Source organism: Arthrobacter sp. Soc17.1.1.1, assembly GCF_036867195.1.
Classification (GTDB): Bacteria; Actinomycetota; Actinomycetes; order Actinomycetales; family Micrococcaceae; genus Arthrobacter_D.
In genome coordinates this window covers 1,146,413-1,162,581 of sequence record NZ_JBAJII010000001.1, presented here as the reverse complement: position 1 = coordinate 1,162,581, position 16,169 = coordinate 1,146,413, and the positions used below count along the sequence as shown (strand labels likewise).

Annotated in this window: 10 protein-coding genes; 4 read left to right on the top strand and 6 right to left on the bottom strand. The window is 71.4% G+C overall.

The window, feature by feature from the left end:
* Positions 1 to 115: 115 nt before the first annotated feature.
* From V6S67_RS05280 to V6S67_RS05260, 5 genes are all read right to left on the bottom strand, one after another.
* Positions 116 to 6,244 (bottom strand): Ig-like domain-containing protein, encoded by a 6,129-nt coding sequence (locus V6S67_RS05280; protein ID WP_334209250.1) that lies wholly within the window; start codon positions 6,242 to 6,244, stop codon positions 116 to 118.
* 144 nt (positions 6,245 to 6,388) lie between these two features.
* Complete coding sequence (locus tag V6S67_RS05275) at positions 6,389 to 7,471, bottom strand: adenylate/guanylate cyclase domain-containing protein (RefSeq protein WP_334211530.1); 1,083 nt, start codon at positions 7,469 to 7,471, stop codon at positions 6,389 to 6,391.
* Positions 7,472 to 7,617: 146 nt separating this feature from the next.
* Positions 7,618 to 8,238, bottom strand: coding sequence for a PH domain-containing protein (locus tag V6S67_RS05270; RefSeq protein ID WP_334209249.1), 621 nt, complete (start codon positions 8,236 to 8,238; stop codon positions 7,618 to 7,620).
* Positions 8,239 to 8,241: 3 nt separating this feature from the next.
* A complete protein-coding gene (locus tag V6S67_RS05265; RefSeq protein ID WP_334209248.1) occupies positions 8,242 to 9,123 on the bottom strand; it encodes a biotin--[acetyl-CoA-carboxylase] ligase in 882 nt (293 codons plus the stop codon).
* Between the two features lie 77 nt (positions 9,124 to 9,200).
* Positions 9,201 to 10,082: an SDR family oxidoreductase gene (locus tag V6S67_RS05260; RefSeq protein WP_334209247.1), complete on the bottom strand. Its 882-nt coding sequence runs from the start codon at positions 10,080 to 10,082 to the stop codon at positions 9,201 to 9,203.
* Positions 10,083 to 10,328: 246 nt separating this feature from the next.
* Between V6S67_RS05260 and V6S67_RS05255 the strand changes: the two genes are divergently transcribed.
* Positions 10,329 to 11,912, top strand: coding sequence for an acyl-CoA carboxylase subunit beta (locus V6S67_RS05255; protein ID WP_334211529.1), 1,584 nt, complete (start codon positions 10,329 to 10,331; stop codon positions 11,910 to 11,912).
* Entirely contained in the window at positions 11,909 to 12,190 is a 282-nt protein-coding gene (locus tag V6S67_RS05250) for an acyl-CoA carboxylase subunit epsilon (protein ID WP_442884701.1), read from the top strand. The genes V6S67_RS05255 and V6S67_RS05250 overlap by 4 nt, the downstream gene beginning before the upstream one ends.
* Before the next feature lie 82 nt (positions 12,191 to 12,272).
* Here V6S67_RS05250 and V6S67_RS05245 read toward each other — a convergent pair whose 3' ends face one another.
* Positions 12,273 to 13,508 carry a serpin family protein gene (locus V6S67_RS05245; protein ID WP_334209246.1) on the bottom strand — a complete coding sequence of 412 codons (1,236 nt, stop codon included), beginning with the start codon at positions 13,506 to 13,508 and terminating at the stop codon, positions 12,273 to 12,275.
* 327 nt (positions 13,509 to 13,835) lie between these two features.
* Between V6S67_RS05245 and V6S67_RS05240 the strand changes: the two genes are divergently transcribed.
* Together V6S67_RS05240 and V6S67_RS05235 are read left to right on the top strand one after the other, a co-directional pair.
* Positions 13,836 to 14,267: a VOC family protein gene (locus V6S67_RS05240; RefSeq protein WP_334209245.1), complete on the top strand. Its 432-nt coding sequence runs from the start codon at positions 13,836 to 13,838 to the stop codon at positions 14,265 to 14,267.
* The gene (locus V6S67_RS05235) at positions 14,264 to 15,994 is read left to right on the top strand and encodes a DUF885 domain-containing protein (RefSeq protein WP_334209244.1); all 1,731 of its coding nucleotides are present in this window, start codon (positions 14,264 to 14,266) and stop codon (positions 15,992 to 15,994) included. The genes V6S67_RS05240 and V6S67_RS05235 overlap by 4 nt, the downstream gene beginning before the upstream one ends.
* Positions 15,995 to 16,169: the final 175 nt, after the last annotated feature.

Sequence of the window (16,169 nt, the reverse complement as noted above, 5' to 3'; positions counted from 1 at the left end):
TCCCCCGGAGACCTGCGGCACACGTGAGGTATGCCTGCATCAGTGTAGCGGCGCGCCGGACCGGTCTTCGATGGGGAGGACTCCCCATCGAGGACCTGCCCGTCCCATCACCGGATCAGCACGTCCTCATGCCGGCCGGCGGGTTGTTCCCGTTGTAGGTGTGGATCCCCTTCAGGAACAGGCCGTTGTTGTTGGCGTCGCGGTTCGGACCGGACTTCTGCCGGTACCAGGGTCCGCTGGAACGGTTGATGTAGCAGTCGGAGACCAGTTCGGTCTCGCTGTACATCCAGTGGCTTCCGGTACAGCCCGACCCCGTCCAGTTCGTGCCGTTGGCCGGATCCATGCAGCTGCGGGTGTCGAGTTCCGGGCCTCCGGCCCTGATGGTCCACTCCGTCTTCGGCGGCGGCTCGGGTGGCGGGGGCGGCGGCGGGGTTCCGCTCCTCGCTGCCGCGGACGCCACCGGGCCCGGCTGGTCGCGGGAGTTGAGCGAGCGGACGTCGATCGTGTGCCGCTCCTCGTAGCCGCCGGTGTTGATGGTCCGGCTGCCCGAGGCGCCCACATTCTCCCAGCCGCCGCCGTCGATCCGGATCTGGATCTGCTTGACGTCGTGGGCGTTCGTGTTCGGGGCACCCCAGCTGAGCTCGAGGTTCTTCTGCTCCGGCCTGCCGTCGCGCCCGCCGGCGGTCGCCGCACCGGGCGACCCGTAGGGCCGCACCGCGGCCGACGGTGCCCCCGGTTCACTCGTGTAGCCGGCGCCGTCGCTGGTGACGATCGCGCGGATCACCGCGGTGACGTTCTCGCCGTTGGCGAAGCCGCCCACGGTCTGGTTCTGGCTGACCGGCTGCCACGCGCGGCCGTTGAAGCTCGCCTGGTAGGACACCTCGTTCTCGCGGGCGCCGTTGCGCTGCGCCGCCGAGAGGGGCGTGTACGTGATGGTGACGGCGCGGCCGGCACCGCCCGTGTCCGCCTCGACGAGTGCGGGCGGTGGGGGCGGCGCAGGCGCGCCGACCGCTCGCCGCGGCGCCGACTGCGCCCCGTACGCGGACCAGCCGGCCTTGTTGTAGGAGCGCACCGCGTAGGAGTAGTCGGCCTCGGCGTTGTCCACCGTGATGGTCTGCTGCGAGGCGGGGATCTCGGGCAGGGTGCGCACGAGCGCGCCCCCGCGGTACTCCTGCACCTCGTACTTGGTGACCGGGGCACCGTTGGGATCGGCATCGTTCCAGTCCACGGCGAGCTGGCTCTGCGCGCCCACGGACTTGGCGCGCGTCGTCGTGGGGGCCTGCGGGACACCCGGCGGCCCTGCCGGGGTCTCCGCCGCGGAGTAGTCGCTCCAGTCGGACGGGTCCGGGGCCGCGTTGCGGGCCTGGACGCGCACCTTGTACGCCGTGCCGTTCTCGAGGCCCTCCCACGTCACGGGGCTGCCGGCGGCGGACCGCTGGGGCGCCCCGCTCGCCGGTGCGGGCGAGATCTGCAGCTCGTAGCCCTCGATGGGCGAGCCCTCGTTGTTCGGCGGGGTGAAGTTCACGGTCAGGGACCGGTCGCCGAACACGAGGGTGGGCGGCGCCGGCTGATCGGGCTTGGTGTCCGGCCGGGCCGGGGCGCTCGCGGGCGACGGGTCCGAGGTGCCGTTGGCGTTCGTGGCGGTCACCTGGAAAACGTATTCGACGTTGTTGGTCAGCCCCGTGATGGTGCACGTGGTCGTGGGGCATTCCTGGCTCACCCCGTTGGCGCTCGTGACGGTGTACCCGGTGATGGGCGAGCCGTTGCTGGCCGGCGGGTCCCATGACATGACCACGGTCCGGCTGCGCGTCGACTCGACCGTCGGCGTCCCGGGCACACCGGGCTTGCCCTCGACCGTGAGCTGGATCCGCCCGGTCACGTAGCGGTTGCTCTCACCGGTCTTGTCGGCCACGGAGTACTGGACGGTCATGCTGCCCACGAAGCTGTCCGACGGCGTCACGACGACGGAGTCCCCCTGCTGCGACGCACTGCCGTTCCCGTCGGCGATGACGTCCACGATGGTGAGCGGGGTGTCCTCGAAGGGGTTCACGTCGTTGGCGAGCACGGGCACGGTGACCGGTTCGCCCTGGATGGCCTTCGGCACCACGTCGGTGTTGGCGACGGCGAGGGGCCGGCTGGAGGCGAGCACCGTGAGGTCCACCGCGTTGACGGCCTTCTCCTCGCCGTCGGAGACGGAGATGCCGAGCCTTCCGACCGCCCCGATGCGCGCGTCGTCGGTGGCACCGACCTCGAGCACCGAGCCGTCGAGCCGGGCCTCGAACCCCGCCGGCACGTCGCCCTCGAGCGCGAACACGAGGGCGTCGACGTCCTCCGGGTTCGGGTCCGCCGCGAGCTGCCGCAGGTCGAGCGACACCGCGGGTTCCGCCGTGGCCGGCTCGAGCGAGGCGGAGGTCAGGGTGGGTGGGAGGTTGGTCTCGGGGGCCGGGATCACGTTGGTGAGGACCGTGAGGGTGCTCGTGAGGCCCTCGGGGTCGTCCGGACCGGTGCCGTCGGTCACCTCGAACGTGATGGAGCCGAGTCCCGCGTAGCCGAGATCAGCCCCGTACACGAGGTTCGAGGGGTCACGGATGAGCTCGGCCCCGTTGTCCGCACCGATCGCCGCGACCTTCTCGGCCACGGTGATGCGCGGCGTCCGGCCCTCACGGACCTCCACCAGCTCCCCGAGGTCCAGCGCGAGGTCCTCCCCCGCGGTGACGTCGATGGGCGCGTCGGACACGAGCGTGGGGTACTGCTCGCTGAGGCTCGGCACCCAGATGACGGCGCGGGCCACGCCGCCGTCGATGTCCTCCACCTGGTACGGGATGAGCTGGTCCTCCTCGGTGAGATCCACCTTCACCACGTTGTCGCTGCCCACCGTCACGCCCGTGTACTCGGGGTCCACGGTGACCTCGAGGTCCTCGCGGACGCCGTCGGGATCCTCGTCGTTGTCGAGCACGGGGACGTCGACGGCGGTCTCGCCGCGCGTCTGGGCGGGTTCGACGCGGTCGTCGCGGGCGATCGGCAGGAGCAGCTCTGCGTTCTGGTCCACCGTGACGGTGATGTTGCCGTCCGCGCTGCCGCCCCGGCCGTCGACCACCTGGTAGCGGACGTTGAAGGTGCCCTGCTGATCGGGCGCCGTGAACAGCACCCGCGCGTCCTTCGTCTCGGGCGCCATCTCGGCGGGTGTCGCCGCGAGGGCGTCCGGGTTCAGCCGGATGATGTCGCCGTCGGGGTCGGAGTCGTTGCGCAGGGCCTCGACGGCGATCGCGCGGCCGGGACGCAGGATGGCGCCGTCGTTCACCGCGATGGGCTTCTGGTTCGCCTCGGCCGCGGGGGCGATACCCACCTGCACGGTGCCGGTGTTCTCGAGACCGAAGCGGTCGCGCACCCTGTACGTGAATGAGTCGGTGCCCGCACCGGTCGCGGACGCGGTGAAGTCGATGTAGTTCGTACCCGGGACGGCCGCGCCCTGCTTCGGGGCGCTGTCGATGCCGGTGAGGAACACGGAGTCGCCGTCGGCGTCGATGCCGTCGAGCGGGACCGGGATGCGCACCGTGGAGCCCGCGATCACGCGTCCCTCGAGGTTCTTCGGGACGGGTTGGGTGTTCTTGGCGTCGTCGCGCGCCTTGATGGTGATCCGCACCTCGGCGGAGTCCACCTGGCCGGAGGTGTCACGCACGTTGTAGATGGCGTAGACGGTCTTCGCGGTGGGGCCGGCGACGAAGCGCAGCACGTTCTCGGAGGCGAACATGCGGCCGTCCGCGGGATCCACGCCCTGCACGATCACGGGGTCCAGGGTGAGGGCGTCGCCGTTGGGGTGGGTGTCGTTGTCGAGCACGGGGATGTTGACGACGTCGCCCACGCGGACCGTCGCGGTGTCCGGCGTCGCCTGCGGCGGCAGGAGCGTCTCGGGGCCGGCGACGGAGAGCACGCTGACCTCCCCGGTGGCCGACGCGGCACCGTTGGAGACGGTGTACTTCAGGGTGCTCTGCTGGTTCAGGCCGCGCACGTCGTGGAGGCGCAGGATGTTGTGGTCGAGCAGGGCGACGTCGAGCGGCGAGCCGTCCGGCGTGGTCACGGACTGCACCACCATGACGCCGCCCGTCGGGTCGGTGTCGTTGGCGAGGACGTCCACCAGGACGTCCCCGTTCCGCGGGAGCAGGGCCACGTCGCGGACGGCCACGGGGGCGCCCTCGATGCCGCTGGCCTTGGCGTCCACGCGGATGAGGCCGCTGGCGGTCTGGGGGCCGTTGGTCACGAGGTACTCGAGGTACACCGTCCCGGCCTGCGACGGCGTGAAGGCGATGGTCCCGGTGTCGTAGTCGGGGGTGATCGCGGCGTCCTGGCCCGTGGCCTCGGCCTTGGCGAGGCTCAGCTGCCCGCCGGCCGGGTCGAGGTCGTTCTGCAGCGGGGACAGCTGCACCTCCTGGCCCACGATCGCCGTGAAGTGGTCGAAGTTCGCCACCGGCGGGAGGATGCCGTTCGCCCGCACGTCGAAGGTGACCGTGCCCTCGACCTCCTCCAGCCCGTCGGAGACGACGATCTTCACCTCCTTGACGCCCTGGCTCTTGCCGACGTCCCGGAAGGTCAGCAGACCGTCGGAGCGTGTGCGCACCTGGTCGCCGTCGGGGGTGGGGGTCGCGCTGACGAGGAACAGGTCGTCGCCGTCCGGGTCCTCCCACGTGCTGAGGATGTTCTGGCTGACGCTGCGGCCCTGCTCCACGAGGATGGTCGTGGGCCGCTTCGCGCGCGGCGCCTCGTTGGCGTCCGGCCCGCGGACGTCGAGCGTGACGGCGGCCCCGGCCTTGCCGCCGCGGCCGTCCTCGATGTCGTACCGGAAGGTGCTGCGCCCCACGGGCGCGTCGGCGGGCACCACGATCTGCATCCCGGCGCCGTCGTAGATGCTCTGCACGGTGCCCGACGGCGGCTGGTCGCCGGAGAGCGTGGCGGTCAGGAGGTCGCCGTCCGGGTCGGTGTCGTTGTCGAGCACGTTGAGGATCGTGGTGCGTCCGGCACGCGCGCCGAACGAGTCGTCGGAGGCGACGGGCGGGCGGTTCTCCCCGGAGCGGTCCGGCAGGGTGTTGACCGGGTTCTCGCTCGCCGACTCCTGGTCCTCCTCGTCCGACTCGTCCTTCGGCGGGACGATGTCCCCCCAGTTGTCGACCAGTTCGAGGTTCTGCTGCACGAGCCACACGTCGCCCGCGGCGACGTCATTGAGGACCACGACGTCCCGGTTCACGCGGAAGACGAGCTCCGACTGGGCGCCGATGTTGGGGATGTCCTCCCGGCGGTCGTCCGCGTCGTCGCGGCAGTCGCGGATGTACGTCTCGGCGCCGGACCACGCGGCATGCAGGCAGCCGGCCTGCATCACCGGTGCGGCGGGCAGCCCGTTGCCGATGTCGGTGGTGACGGCGTCCGAACCGTCGAGCGGCTGCTGGATGAGGGACGTCTCGGTGGCGATCGAGACGGTCTCCGCGGCGGGTCCGCTCTGCTGGAGCTTCGCGCGTTCGGTGTCCTCGAAGGTGGCGGTCCTCCCGTCCGGCAGGACCACGAGCCCCGAGGCGGGGTCGAGGACGACGGTGTCCTCCCCCACGGCGGCGACCTGCAGGTCGCCGGTGTTCGCGAGCTCCGGCGCCTCCCGGACGTCGGGCTCCTCCCAGGTGCCGTCCGCCGCGACGGCGTAGCTGCTGATGGTGCCGGCCTCGGGATCGGCGACGGTCACCCGGCCCGACGACGAGACGGCGGCCACGGAGCCGCGGCCCGTGGAGACCGGGTCCGTCTCCTGGTCGCTGAAGGCGGCGAGGGCCGCCGTCGTGGTGATCCAGACCGACCCGGTGGACCGGTCGGTGACGGTCGCGGTGGTGCCGCCCATCGCGAGGACCGCGTCGCCGGGCAGCTGCACCTCGGTGCCGCGCACCACGTTGGCGATGTCGACGGGGCTGACCTTCGCCTGGTCGGAGTTGATGTTGAAGACGGTGGAGGTCTGCTGCTGGATGTCGAACGCGTCGCTGTTCGCGGCGTAGCCGCCGTCGAGCAGGCGGGACTGGTAGTTCAGGTGGCCCACCATGCCGAGGGTCTCGTTGGTGACCCAGACGCCGCCGTCGTTCAGGTCGACGTCCGCGGTCGCGAAACCCGGGTACAGCAGCGCTCCGGCCACGACGGCCCCGGTGACAGTGGTCACGACGGCGGCGGACATGGCACGGCGGCGCTGCGGCCTTGTGCGGTTGAGACCTGCGAACTTCACTCTTGGTGCCCCATTTGATCGTGCTGCGGGCCGCCCACACGGGTGGGCGGTCGGTAGCAGTCTCGCACGGGTCCGGCGAAGTGCCAACGCCGGACCGCGGGGACCGCTCCCCACGCGCGTGTTCGCGCGCCGGCGTTCCCGCGGTCAGTCGAGGATGATCCCCGTGCCCGTCCCCCGGGCCAGGGTCACGGGGCGCACCTCGCCGAACCCGCGCACCTGGCGCGCCTCGTGGGGCGTCAGGACGAACTTCTCGTTCTGCGTGAGCGTCGCGGCCGTGCCGGAGTCCACGAGCACCTCGCCGGGTTCGGCGAGCGCCGTGAGGCGCGCGGCGAGGTTCACGGTGGGCCCGTAGATGTCGCCGAGCCGGGACAGCACCCGGCCCCACACGAGCGAGCAGCGGGCCGAGGGGAGGAACTCGTCCTCGGAGAAGGCCTTGGACAGGGCGAGGGAGATCTCCGCGCCGGCCTCGGGCGATTCCGCGATGTAGAGCACCTCGTCGCCGATCGTCTTGACGAGCCGCCCGCCGCCCACCGAGATGATCTCCGCGCTCTTGTTCTCGAACCGCTGCACCAGCTGCGCGAGGGTGCGCTCGTTCATCTGCCGGGAGAGGCTCGTGTAGGAGACGAGGTCCGCGAAGCCGACGGCGCGGGCGAGCGGCAGCGGCGCGTCCTGCTCGTCGCCGTCGCGCCCGGCCTCGCTGGAGCGCAGGCCCGATTCGGCGCGCAGCGCGAGCCGCTGGACGGCCGCGTTCATCTGCCGGCGCCACGCGTACACCAGGGTCTTCTCGAGGGGCTCGATGAGATCCGGCAGCTCGGAGACGAGCGTCTTCCGCGCGTCCGCGTCCGTGAGTCCGCGCTGCGCCACCATCTCCTCCACGATGGCCTCGATCTGCCAGACCACCATGCGGTCCGTCATCTGCCCCACGGCACGGGTGATCGAGATGGCGGCGTCCTCGGTGAGCTGCTCCTGGCGCACCAGGTCGATGATCGTGGTGAGCGCCTGGAGGTCCTTCTCGGTGAACGCGACGTCGTCGTCGCCGATGTTGGGGAAGCCCATGGCGCGCCACAGCTTCCGCGCGGACAGGAGGGACACACCCGCGCCGGCGGCGATGTCGCGGCGCTTGAGGGTGCGCTCGGCGCCGAGGAGCTTCCGCTCGAGGCGCCGGATGGTCTCGCGGTCCAGCGGGGAGGGGACGGACGGCGTCGGGTCCCCGGCATCCGTCGCCATGTCGGACTGCAGCTGCCAGACGGCCTTCGGGGAGGTGGTGGCGGGAGCGTCGGGGGCATCGTCGATCCGGTCCGCGTCCGGGACGATCTCCTCGGGGTGAGGAGGGGTCGCGGCCGGCCGGCCGGACTCGTGGCGGTCCTCGACTGTCACGACTGCTCGCCCCTCCATTGCTGCTGCGCCCATCCCCGCTGTGTCCGCTCCTGCGCCCCCGGTGTCCCGCCGTGGGCGTACTGCGGGTCGATCTCCATGTCTACACCATCGAACATGCGCGTCAGCGGGAGCTCGCCGATGGCCTGCACCACGTACTCCTTGAACGTGGCGACCTGCGGCACGTGCGGGTACGCGTGCGCGCGGTCGAACCCGAGGTCCACCACGAGCGTGCCGCTGCGCACCATGCGCTGCGCGAGGCCCTGCTCGGTCTGGAGCTGGGAGATCGCCGACAGGTTGATCTGGTGCTCGGTGCGCCGGGTGGCACCGCGCCGGTGGATGAGCCGCATGCTCGTGAGCACGTACCGGTTGCCGGACCAGCGGACGAGGGGCCGGACCGTGAACCGGACCAGCAGGAGCACGACGGCGGCGAGCGCCGCGAGCGCGATCACCGGCTGCCACTCGGCGAGGCCGGGGACCGACCTGCCGGTCAGGTAGCCGAGGCCGAAGCCGCCGACGCCGAGGAGCACGAGACCCGCGAGGACCGGGCCGACGAGCGGCAGGGGGTTGGGACGGGTCCGGACGAGGACCCGCTCCCCCGGCAGCAGCTTGATCCGCACGGGCTACGCCTGCGGACGGAGGTGCACGACCTCGCCCGCCGAGACGGTGTGGCGTTCGCCGTCGTCGTCGCGCACGATCAGCGCACCCTGCGCATCGAGGGCCAGGGCGCGCCCGCTGAGCAGGCCGCCGCCGGGCAGCTCGGCCCGGACGTCCTGGCCGAGGGTCGTCATGCGGGCGCCCACCCGCGCGTGGAGGGACGGACCGCCGTCCCATGCGGCCTCGGCGTCGCCGTCCACGTCGCAGAAGGCGCGGTACGCGTCGGCGAACGAGCGCAGGAAGGACTTCAGGAGGATATTCCGGTCGGTGGTGCCCGCGTACTCGAGGAGCAGGCTGGTGGCCGTGGGGACGGGGAGCTCGTCCTCGGTGAGGCTGACGTTGAGACCCACCCCGACGACGACGGCGGGTGGCTCGGCGCCGGCGCCGGGTACGAACTGCGCGAGCACCCCGGCGAGCTTCCGGCCGTCCACGGTGACGTCGTTGGGCCACTTGAGCTGCGGGGCGATCTCGGTGCGGTCCTCGATGCTCTCGGCGAGCGCGAGGGCTGCCAGCAGGGAGAACCAGGAGTAGGCGGCGGTGGGCACGGGCCTGCCGTGGCGGTTGAAGGGCCGCAGGAGCACGCTCACGAAGAGCGAGGACCGCTCGGGGGCCACCCAGCTGCGGCCCAGCCGCCCCCGGCCCGCGGTCTGCACCTCGGCCCCCAGGACGCTGAGATCCGGCCAGCCCGCCGCCTCGCGCTGCGCGTGCTCCACGAGGTCCGTGTTCGTGGACCCCGTCCGGGGCACGATGTCGAGGCGCGAGAACGGACCCGACGGCATGCACAGCGCTGTCCTCAGCGCGCCGAGGTTCAGGCCCGGGCGCTCGAGATTGGAGTAGCGGGAGGACATGGCATCGATCTTATCCGGAGCGCCTCCCTCCGGCCCGACCACATCCGGCCGGCCGGCCCGGGGACGGGAACCGGGTGTCAGAGGAAGATGTCCGGGACGAGCTTGTCCTCGGCCGCTCCGAGGCTGTACCCGGTGAGGTCGGTGATGCCTTCCTCGCGCAGTACCTGCTCGTCGGTGTAGAAGTGCCCGGTGCAGCTGCTGGCCACGCGGACCAGGATGGCGTGCGCGGCGTCGGCGACGATCTCGGGGCTGCGGGCCGCCTGGACCATCCGGCCGCCGCCGGGCATGTTGCGGATGGCCGCGGTGTCGATCAGGGTGGCGGGCCAGAGCGAGTTCACGGCCACGCCCTCGTCCTTCAGCTCCTCCGCGAGCCCTAGCGTTGTCAGGCTCATCCCGTACTTCGCCATGGTGTAGGCCAGGTGCATGGCGGCCCACCGCGGCGCGAGGTTCAGCGGCGGGGAGAGGGTGAGGATGTGGGGGTTCGCGGACTTGCTCAGCGCATCGAGGGAGAACTTGCTGAGCATGAAGGTGCCGCGGACGTTGATGTCCGCCATGAGGTCGTAGCGCTTCATGTCGACGTCGGACGTCTTCGACAGGTCGATCGCGGAGGCGTTGTTGACCACGATGTCGATGCCGCCGAAGGTGCCCACCGCGGCGTCCACCGCGGCGCGGACGTCGTCGTCGTTCCGTACGTCGCCGACGATCGGCAGGGCGCGCCCGCCGGCCGCCTCGATCTGCTCGGCGGCGGTGTACACGGTGCCCTCGAGCTTCGGGTGCGGCTCGCCGGTCTTGGCCATGAGGGCCACGTTCGCGCCGTCGCGGGCGGCTCGGAGCGCGATCGCCAGTCCGATGCCGCGGCTCCCGCCGGACATGATGATGGTGCGCCCGGCCAGCGTGGCGCCGGTGACGCGGCCGGTCCTCGCCGCGGCGGAGAGCGGGCCTTCGTTGCGTGGAGTCATGGCTCCACCATAAGCAGCGGACGGGGCGCGACGGCGCCGCGACGCACCGATGTTACTCATGGGTAACATCACCGGCCCGGCTAAGCGATGGGGACCGAAACTGTAGACGTCCTACAACGGCGGACCTCCCGAACCTCACTAGACTGGTGGAATTGTGCCGCGGGTTGGAGGAAACCTCCAGCCGGCGGCGCACACCTTCCACGCGCCGACCATCGACCGCCGACCGGAGTATTCATGCATCAGGACCTGCAGCCCGACCTCACCACGACGGCCGGGAAGCTCGCTGACTTCCGGAGGCGCAAGGCGCTCTCCGAGCAGCCCTCCGGTCCCGAGGCGGTCGAGAGGCAGCACGCGCGCGGCAAGAACACCGCCCGCGAGCGCATCGACCTGCTCGTGGACGAGGGCTCCTTCGTCGAGTTCGACGCCCTCGCGGTGCACCGTTCCACCGCGTTCGGCATGGAACGGAAGAAACCGCTCGGCGACGGCGTGGTTTCCGGCTACGCCACCGTGGACGGCCGGCTCATCGCAATCTACAGCCAGGACTTCACGGTCTACGGCGGGTCGCTCAGCCAGGTCAACGGCGAGAAGATCGTGAAGGTGCAGGAGTTCGCGCTGCGCAACGGCTGCCCCGTGATCGGCATCAACGACGGCGGCGGCGCCCGCATCCAGGAGGGCGTCGCATCGCTGGCGATGTTCGCGGACATCTTCCGCAACAACGTCCACGCCTCGGGTGTGGTCCCGCAGATCTCCCTCATCATGGGCCCATGTGCGGGCGGCGCGGCCTACTCCCCCGCCCTGACCGATTTCGTGGTCATGGTGGACAAGACCTCCCACATGTTCATCACGGGCCCGGACGTCATCAAGACGGTCACGGGCGAGGACGTGGACATGGAGACCCTCGGCGGCGCCCGGCAGCACAACACGACGACGGGCACCTCCGCCTATCTCGCCTCCGACGAGGCCGACGCCATCGGGTTCGTGCGCGAGCTCCTCGACTTCCTGCCGTCGAACAACCTCGCGGAGGCCCCGCTCACGGCCTTCCTGGAGGAGCCCGAGGTGACGGACGACGACCTCGCCCTCGACGAGCTGATCCCCGACGCCGCGAACCAGCCGTACGACATGCACGCCGTCATCGCAGCCGTCGTGGACGACGGGCACTTCCTCGAGCTGCAGTCCCTGTACGCGCCGAACGTGGTCACCGGGTACGCCCGGGTGGAGGGGCACACCATCGGGATCGTGGCCAACCAGCCCCTGCAGTTCGCGGGAACGCTCGACATCAACGCGTCCGAGAAGGCCGCGCGCTTCGTGCGGCACTGCGACGCGTTCAACATCCCCATCCTGACCCTCGTGGACGTGCCCGGGTTCCTGCCCGGCAAGGACCAGGAGTTCCAGGGCATCATCCGGCGCGGCGCCAAGCTCCTCTATGCCTATGCGGAGGCCACCGTGCCGAAGCTGACCGTCATCACGCGCAAGGCGTACGGCGGCGCGTACATCGTCATGGGCTCCAAGAAGCTCGGCGCGGACCTCAACCTCGCCTGGCCCACCGCGCAGATCGGCGTCATGGGCGCCCAGGGCGCGGTCAACATCCTCTACCGCGGGCAGCTCAAGGCCGTCGCCGAGGCCGGCGGGGACGTCGAGGCCGCGCGGGCCGACGTCGTGCAGCAGTACGAGGAGGAGCTGCTGAACCCGTACCAGGCGGCCCAGCTCGGCTACGTCGACGCCGTCATCGCCCCGTCCGAGACGCGCCTGCAGATCGTCCGCGGGCTGCGCGCCCTGCGGGACAAGCGCGCCTCGAACCCCGTCAAGAAGCACGGGAACATCCCGCTGTGAGCGGCGTGACCCCGGCCGGCGACGCGGCCGGCAACCCCACCGACAGCCCCGCAGACAGCCCCGCCGACAGCCCGGCCGACAGCCCGGCCGTCCTGTCGGTGGTGTCCGGCCGTCCGACCGACGAGGAGCTCGCGGCCCTCACCGCCGTCGTGCTCACCCTCCAGGGTGCGGGCGAGGCCGACGACGCCCCGGACCACGGTCGGTCCTGGGTACGGCGCGCCCTGCTGCGGCTGGGCCCGACGCCCGGGCCCGGGTCCTGGCGGCGGAGCGTCCGCTAGGCCGGTCCGCCCTGCTGCTGCGGATCGCCGCTGCTACCGATCGCCACTGCTGACCGATAACCACTGCTGAGGATCGCCGTTGCTACCGATCGCCGCGGGGATCCGCCACGGTCCCCAGGACGAACGGCAGCCCTGTGGCCTCGTGGACAACCTGGTAGCCGAAGGGCCGGTCCAGCGAGATGCTGAGATCCGGCAGCATCGGCATGCTGGTCATCCGCATCGCGAACTGCGTGACCGCTGCGGCGATGGTCCCCTTCTCCGCCACCGTGATGGTGGCGGTCTGAGCACCGCCCGAGACCTCCGTCCCGGGCCGGATGGCATCGAAGTCGGGGGTGGAGCCGAAGGTCTCCTCGAGCCCCAGGGCCCGCAGCAGGCCGATCAGGTCCTGGGTGTACTCGTGGTCCCAGGTGGGTAGGGCCACCATCACGGGAACGGGCTCGGCGGTACCGAGGGCGTCCGCGATGGCGGCGAGTCCCTGGTCGTCCCAGACGGGTGCGGAGCCTTCGTCGGGGAGGACGAGCCGCAGGCAGAAGCCGTCCCCGTACGGCAGGTCGATGCCGCTCCACCCCGCGCCGCCGGCGTACCGCGCCGTGGGCGAGGCGTGCATGGTCGGGACGTCGACCGTGTCCCCGCTCGCCAGGGTGAAGGGGGCGTCGCTCGTGGACGTGGCGTCGAAGGGTCTCCTCCAGGCTGCGGCGAAGTAGACCGTGGTGAGCAGCGACAGTGTGGCGTCCGGGTCGGGCTCCAGCGGGGCCTTCGCGATGCGGCCGCCGGTCTCCCGGGAGATCCAGGCGTCGATGCGGGCCGCCGTCGAGGGGTCGGCGAAGTCCACCGGGAAGACGCCCGCACCGTACTGCCGTGCGAGGACGTCGAGGAAGGCCTCGCCGGTCTGGCCGTCCTCCGGGACGAAGACGGCGTCGGCCAGGTGCAGCAGCGGCCTCGCGGGCGGGTTCTCCTCGTCGACGCCCCCGGGATCGCCGTCGAACTGCTGCACGCTCGCGAGCAGCGCGTTCATGGCTTCGTGGTGGTGATCGGTGAGTCCCAGCACGGTGTCCATCTCGTCGGCCGTCGTGGTGCCGGCGCCGGCGCGCAGCATCGAGAGGGCGTGGAGCGCGCCGAGGGGGCTGGTGACCTGGTTGATGGACGGTGTCGCGGTGAGGGCCGCCCCGAGCCGGAAGGAGGTCCGCAGCAGGGCCGCCTGCGCGTCGGCATGCTGATCCTGCTGCACGGCCACGCGCTCCACGGGGGACCTCCGCTGGTCCGGCGCGGTGGCCGTCGTCCCGGTTCGTCGTGTCCTCGGCGTGCGTGGCTGCTGCATGGTTCCCCCTGGGCTCGGACGGGTCCGGTGCCGGCCCGGCTGTTCGCTGCGCCCCACGGTAGACCCGTCGACGTCGGGGGGCCATGGGACATCCCCCACCGGCCGCACCGGCACCACCGCTCCCGACCCATCAGCCGCGGTGCCCCCGGTCGGACGAGGTCGTGGGTCTGGACCGCCGCGGATGTGACGGCTAGGCTCCTCGCCATGATGACCAGTCAGGCCCGATCGGGCCGCTCCCGGAGAGGCGACCTGGTCGGCACCTGATCCGCGCTCCTCCCTGCGTCGCTGTACAGCAAGCCCGACAGCCCACGCACACAAGGAGATCCAATGACAGCGCATTTCAACCACACCATCATCGCCTCGCTCGACAGCGCCGCCATGGGCGCCTACTACCGTGACCTGCTCGAGGCAGCGGACGCCCCCGCCTGGGGGCCGTTCACCAACATCCAGCTCCCGGACGGGGTGCTGCTGCAGTTCGCGAGCCCGCCCCTGGAGTTCCCTCCCCAGCACTACGCCTACCTGCTCGACGACGACCACTTCGATCGTGCGTACGCCAGGATCGTCGCTGCAGGGACCGAGCACTGGGCCGATCCGCAGCGCACCCGCCCCGGGGAGACGAACACCGAGCACGGCGGCCGCGGCGTCTACCTCCTCGACCCGTCCGGCCACTACCTGGAGCTCATCACGCGCCCCTACCTCCCGGCAGGACGGGGTGGCTGTGGCCTCGAGCAACCGTCTGACGCTAGGCTCGACACGTGACCCACAACACTTCGTCCTCCGACGCTCCCGACGCATCCACCTCGCCCGGCGCTCCCCCGGCACGCCCGGCGACCGCGATCGACGCCGTCGCCACGTCCTACTACGAGACCCTGCTCGAACTGATGCCGAACTTCGCCACCGAACTGGGCATCCCCGGCCACGAGACCGAGTACCAGGACTACTCGCCCGCGGGCATCGAGGCCCTGGCCGAGGCCACCCGGGAGACCCTGCTCCGCCTCGACGACCTGCAGCCCACCGACGACGTCGACGCCGTGACGCTCGACGCCATGCGGGAGCGCCTCGGGCTCGACCTCGAGATCCACGGGACGGGCCTCACCTACGCCGAACTGAACAACATTGCATGCCCGGCGCAGAACATCCGCGCGATCTTCGACCTCATGCCCACCGACACAGTAGAGCAGTGGAGCCACATCGCCGGTCGCATGGCGAACGTGCCCGCCGCGATCGACGGGTACATCTCGTCACTCCGTGCCGGCCGCGAGCGCGGCCTCGTCGCCGCCCGCCGGCAGGTCTCCATCGTCGTCGAGCAGTCCACGAAGTACGCGGAGGACGGCGGCTTCTTCGACGCGCTCGGTACCACCGCGCGCGGGGGCGACGCCGAGCTTCCCGAGCCCGTGCGCGAGCAGCTCCGCGCCGGTGCCGACGCAGCCCGTGCCGCCTACCGCGCCCTCGCCGCCTTCCTGCAGGACGACCTGCTGCCCACCGCGCCCGAGAAGGACGCCGTCGGCCGCGAGCGCTACGCCCTGATGTCCCGCGTGTTCCTCGGTTCCGCCGTCGACCTCGAGGAGACCTACCAGTGGGGCGTCGAGGAACTCGACCGCGTGATCGCGGAGCAGGAGGCCGTGGCGGACGAGATCCGTGAGGGCGCGAGCATCGAGGAGGCCATGCGCCTCCTCGACGAGGATCCCGCCCGCCAGCTCCAGGGCACCGACGCCCTGCAGGCATGGATGCAGGAACTCTCGGACAGGGCCGTCGACGCCATGGCCGGGGTGCACTTCGACATCCCGGACATCATGCGCCGCCTCGAGTGCAGGATCGCCCCGACCAACGAGGGCGGCATCTACTACACCGGGCCGAGCGACGACTTCTCCCGCCCGGGCCGCATGTGGTGGTCCGTGCCCGAGGGCGAGGACTCCTTCACCACCTGGAAGGAGACCACCACCGTCTACCACGAGGGCGTGCCCGGCCACCACCTCCAGGTCGCCACCGCCACCTACCAGCGGGCCCTGCTGAACCCCTGGCGCCGCAACGCCATCTGGGTCTCGGGCCAGGGCGAGGGCTGGGCGCTGTACGCCGAGCGCCTCATGCAGGAACTCGGGTTCCTGTCCGATCCCGGCGACCGCCTCGGCATGCTCGACGCCCAGCGCATGCGCGCGGCCCGCGTGGTCTTCGACATCGGCGTGCATCTCGAACTCGACGTGCCCGAGCGCTGGGGCGAGGGCACCTGGACCCCGGAGAAGGGCTACGACTTCCTGAAGAAGAACATCGCCATCAGCGAGGGCCAGCTCGATTTCGAGTACACGCGCTATCTCGGCTGGCCGGGGCAGGCGCCGTCGTACAAGATCGGCCAGCGCCTGTGGGAGCAGGTCCGCGACGAGGTGCGCGCCCGCGAGGGTGATGCCTTCGATCTCCGCGCCTTCCACACGCGCGCGCTCAACCTCGGCTCCGTGGGACTCGACACCCTGCGTCGCGCCCTGGTGTCCTGACCCGTCCGGCCGCCGTCGTTCCCGCCTTTCCCGGCCACCCACCCGCGGCGCCCGGCGCGTCCTGCCGCGACACGCACCCGGTGGGCAGGAACCAGGAACGACGGCGACCGCCCGTCCGGGCCGTAACATTTCGCAACTCCCGCTTCGCTTCGATATAAGGCGCCCCCTAGTGTTT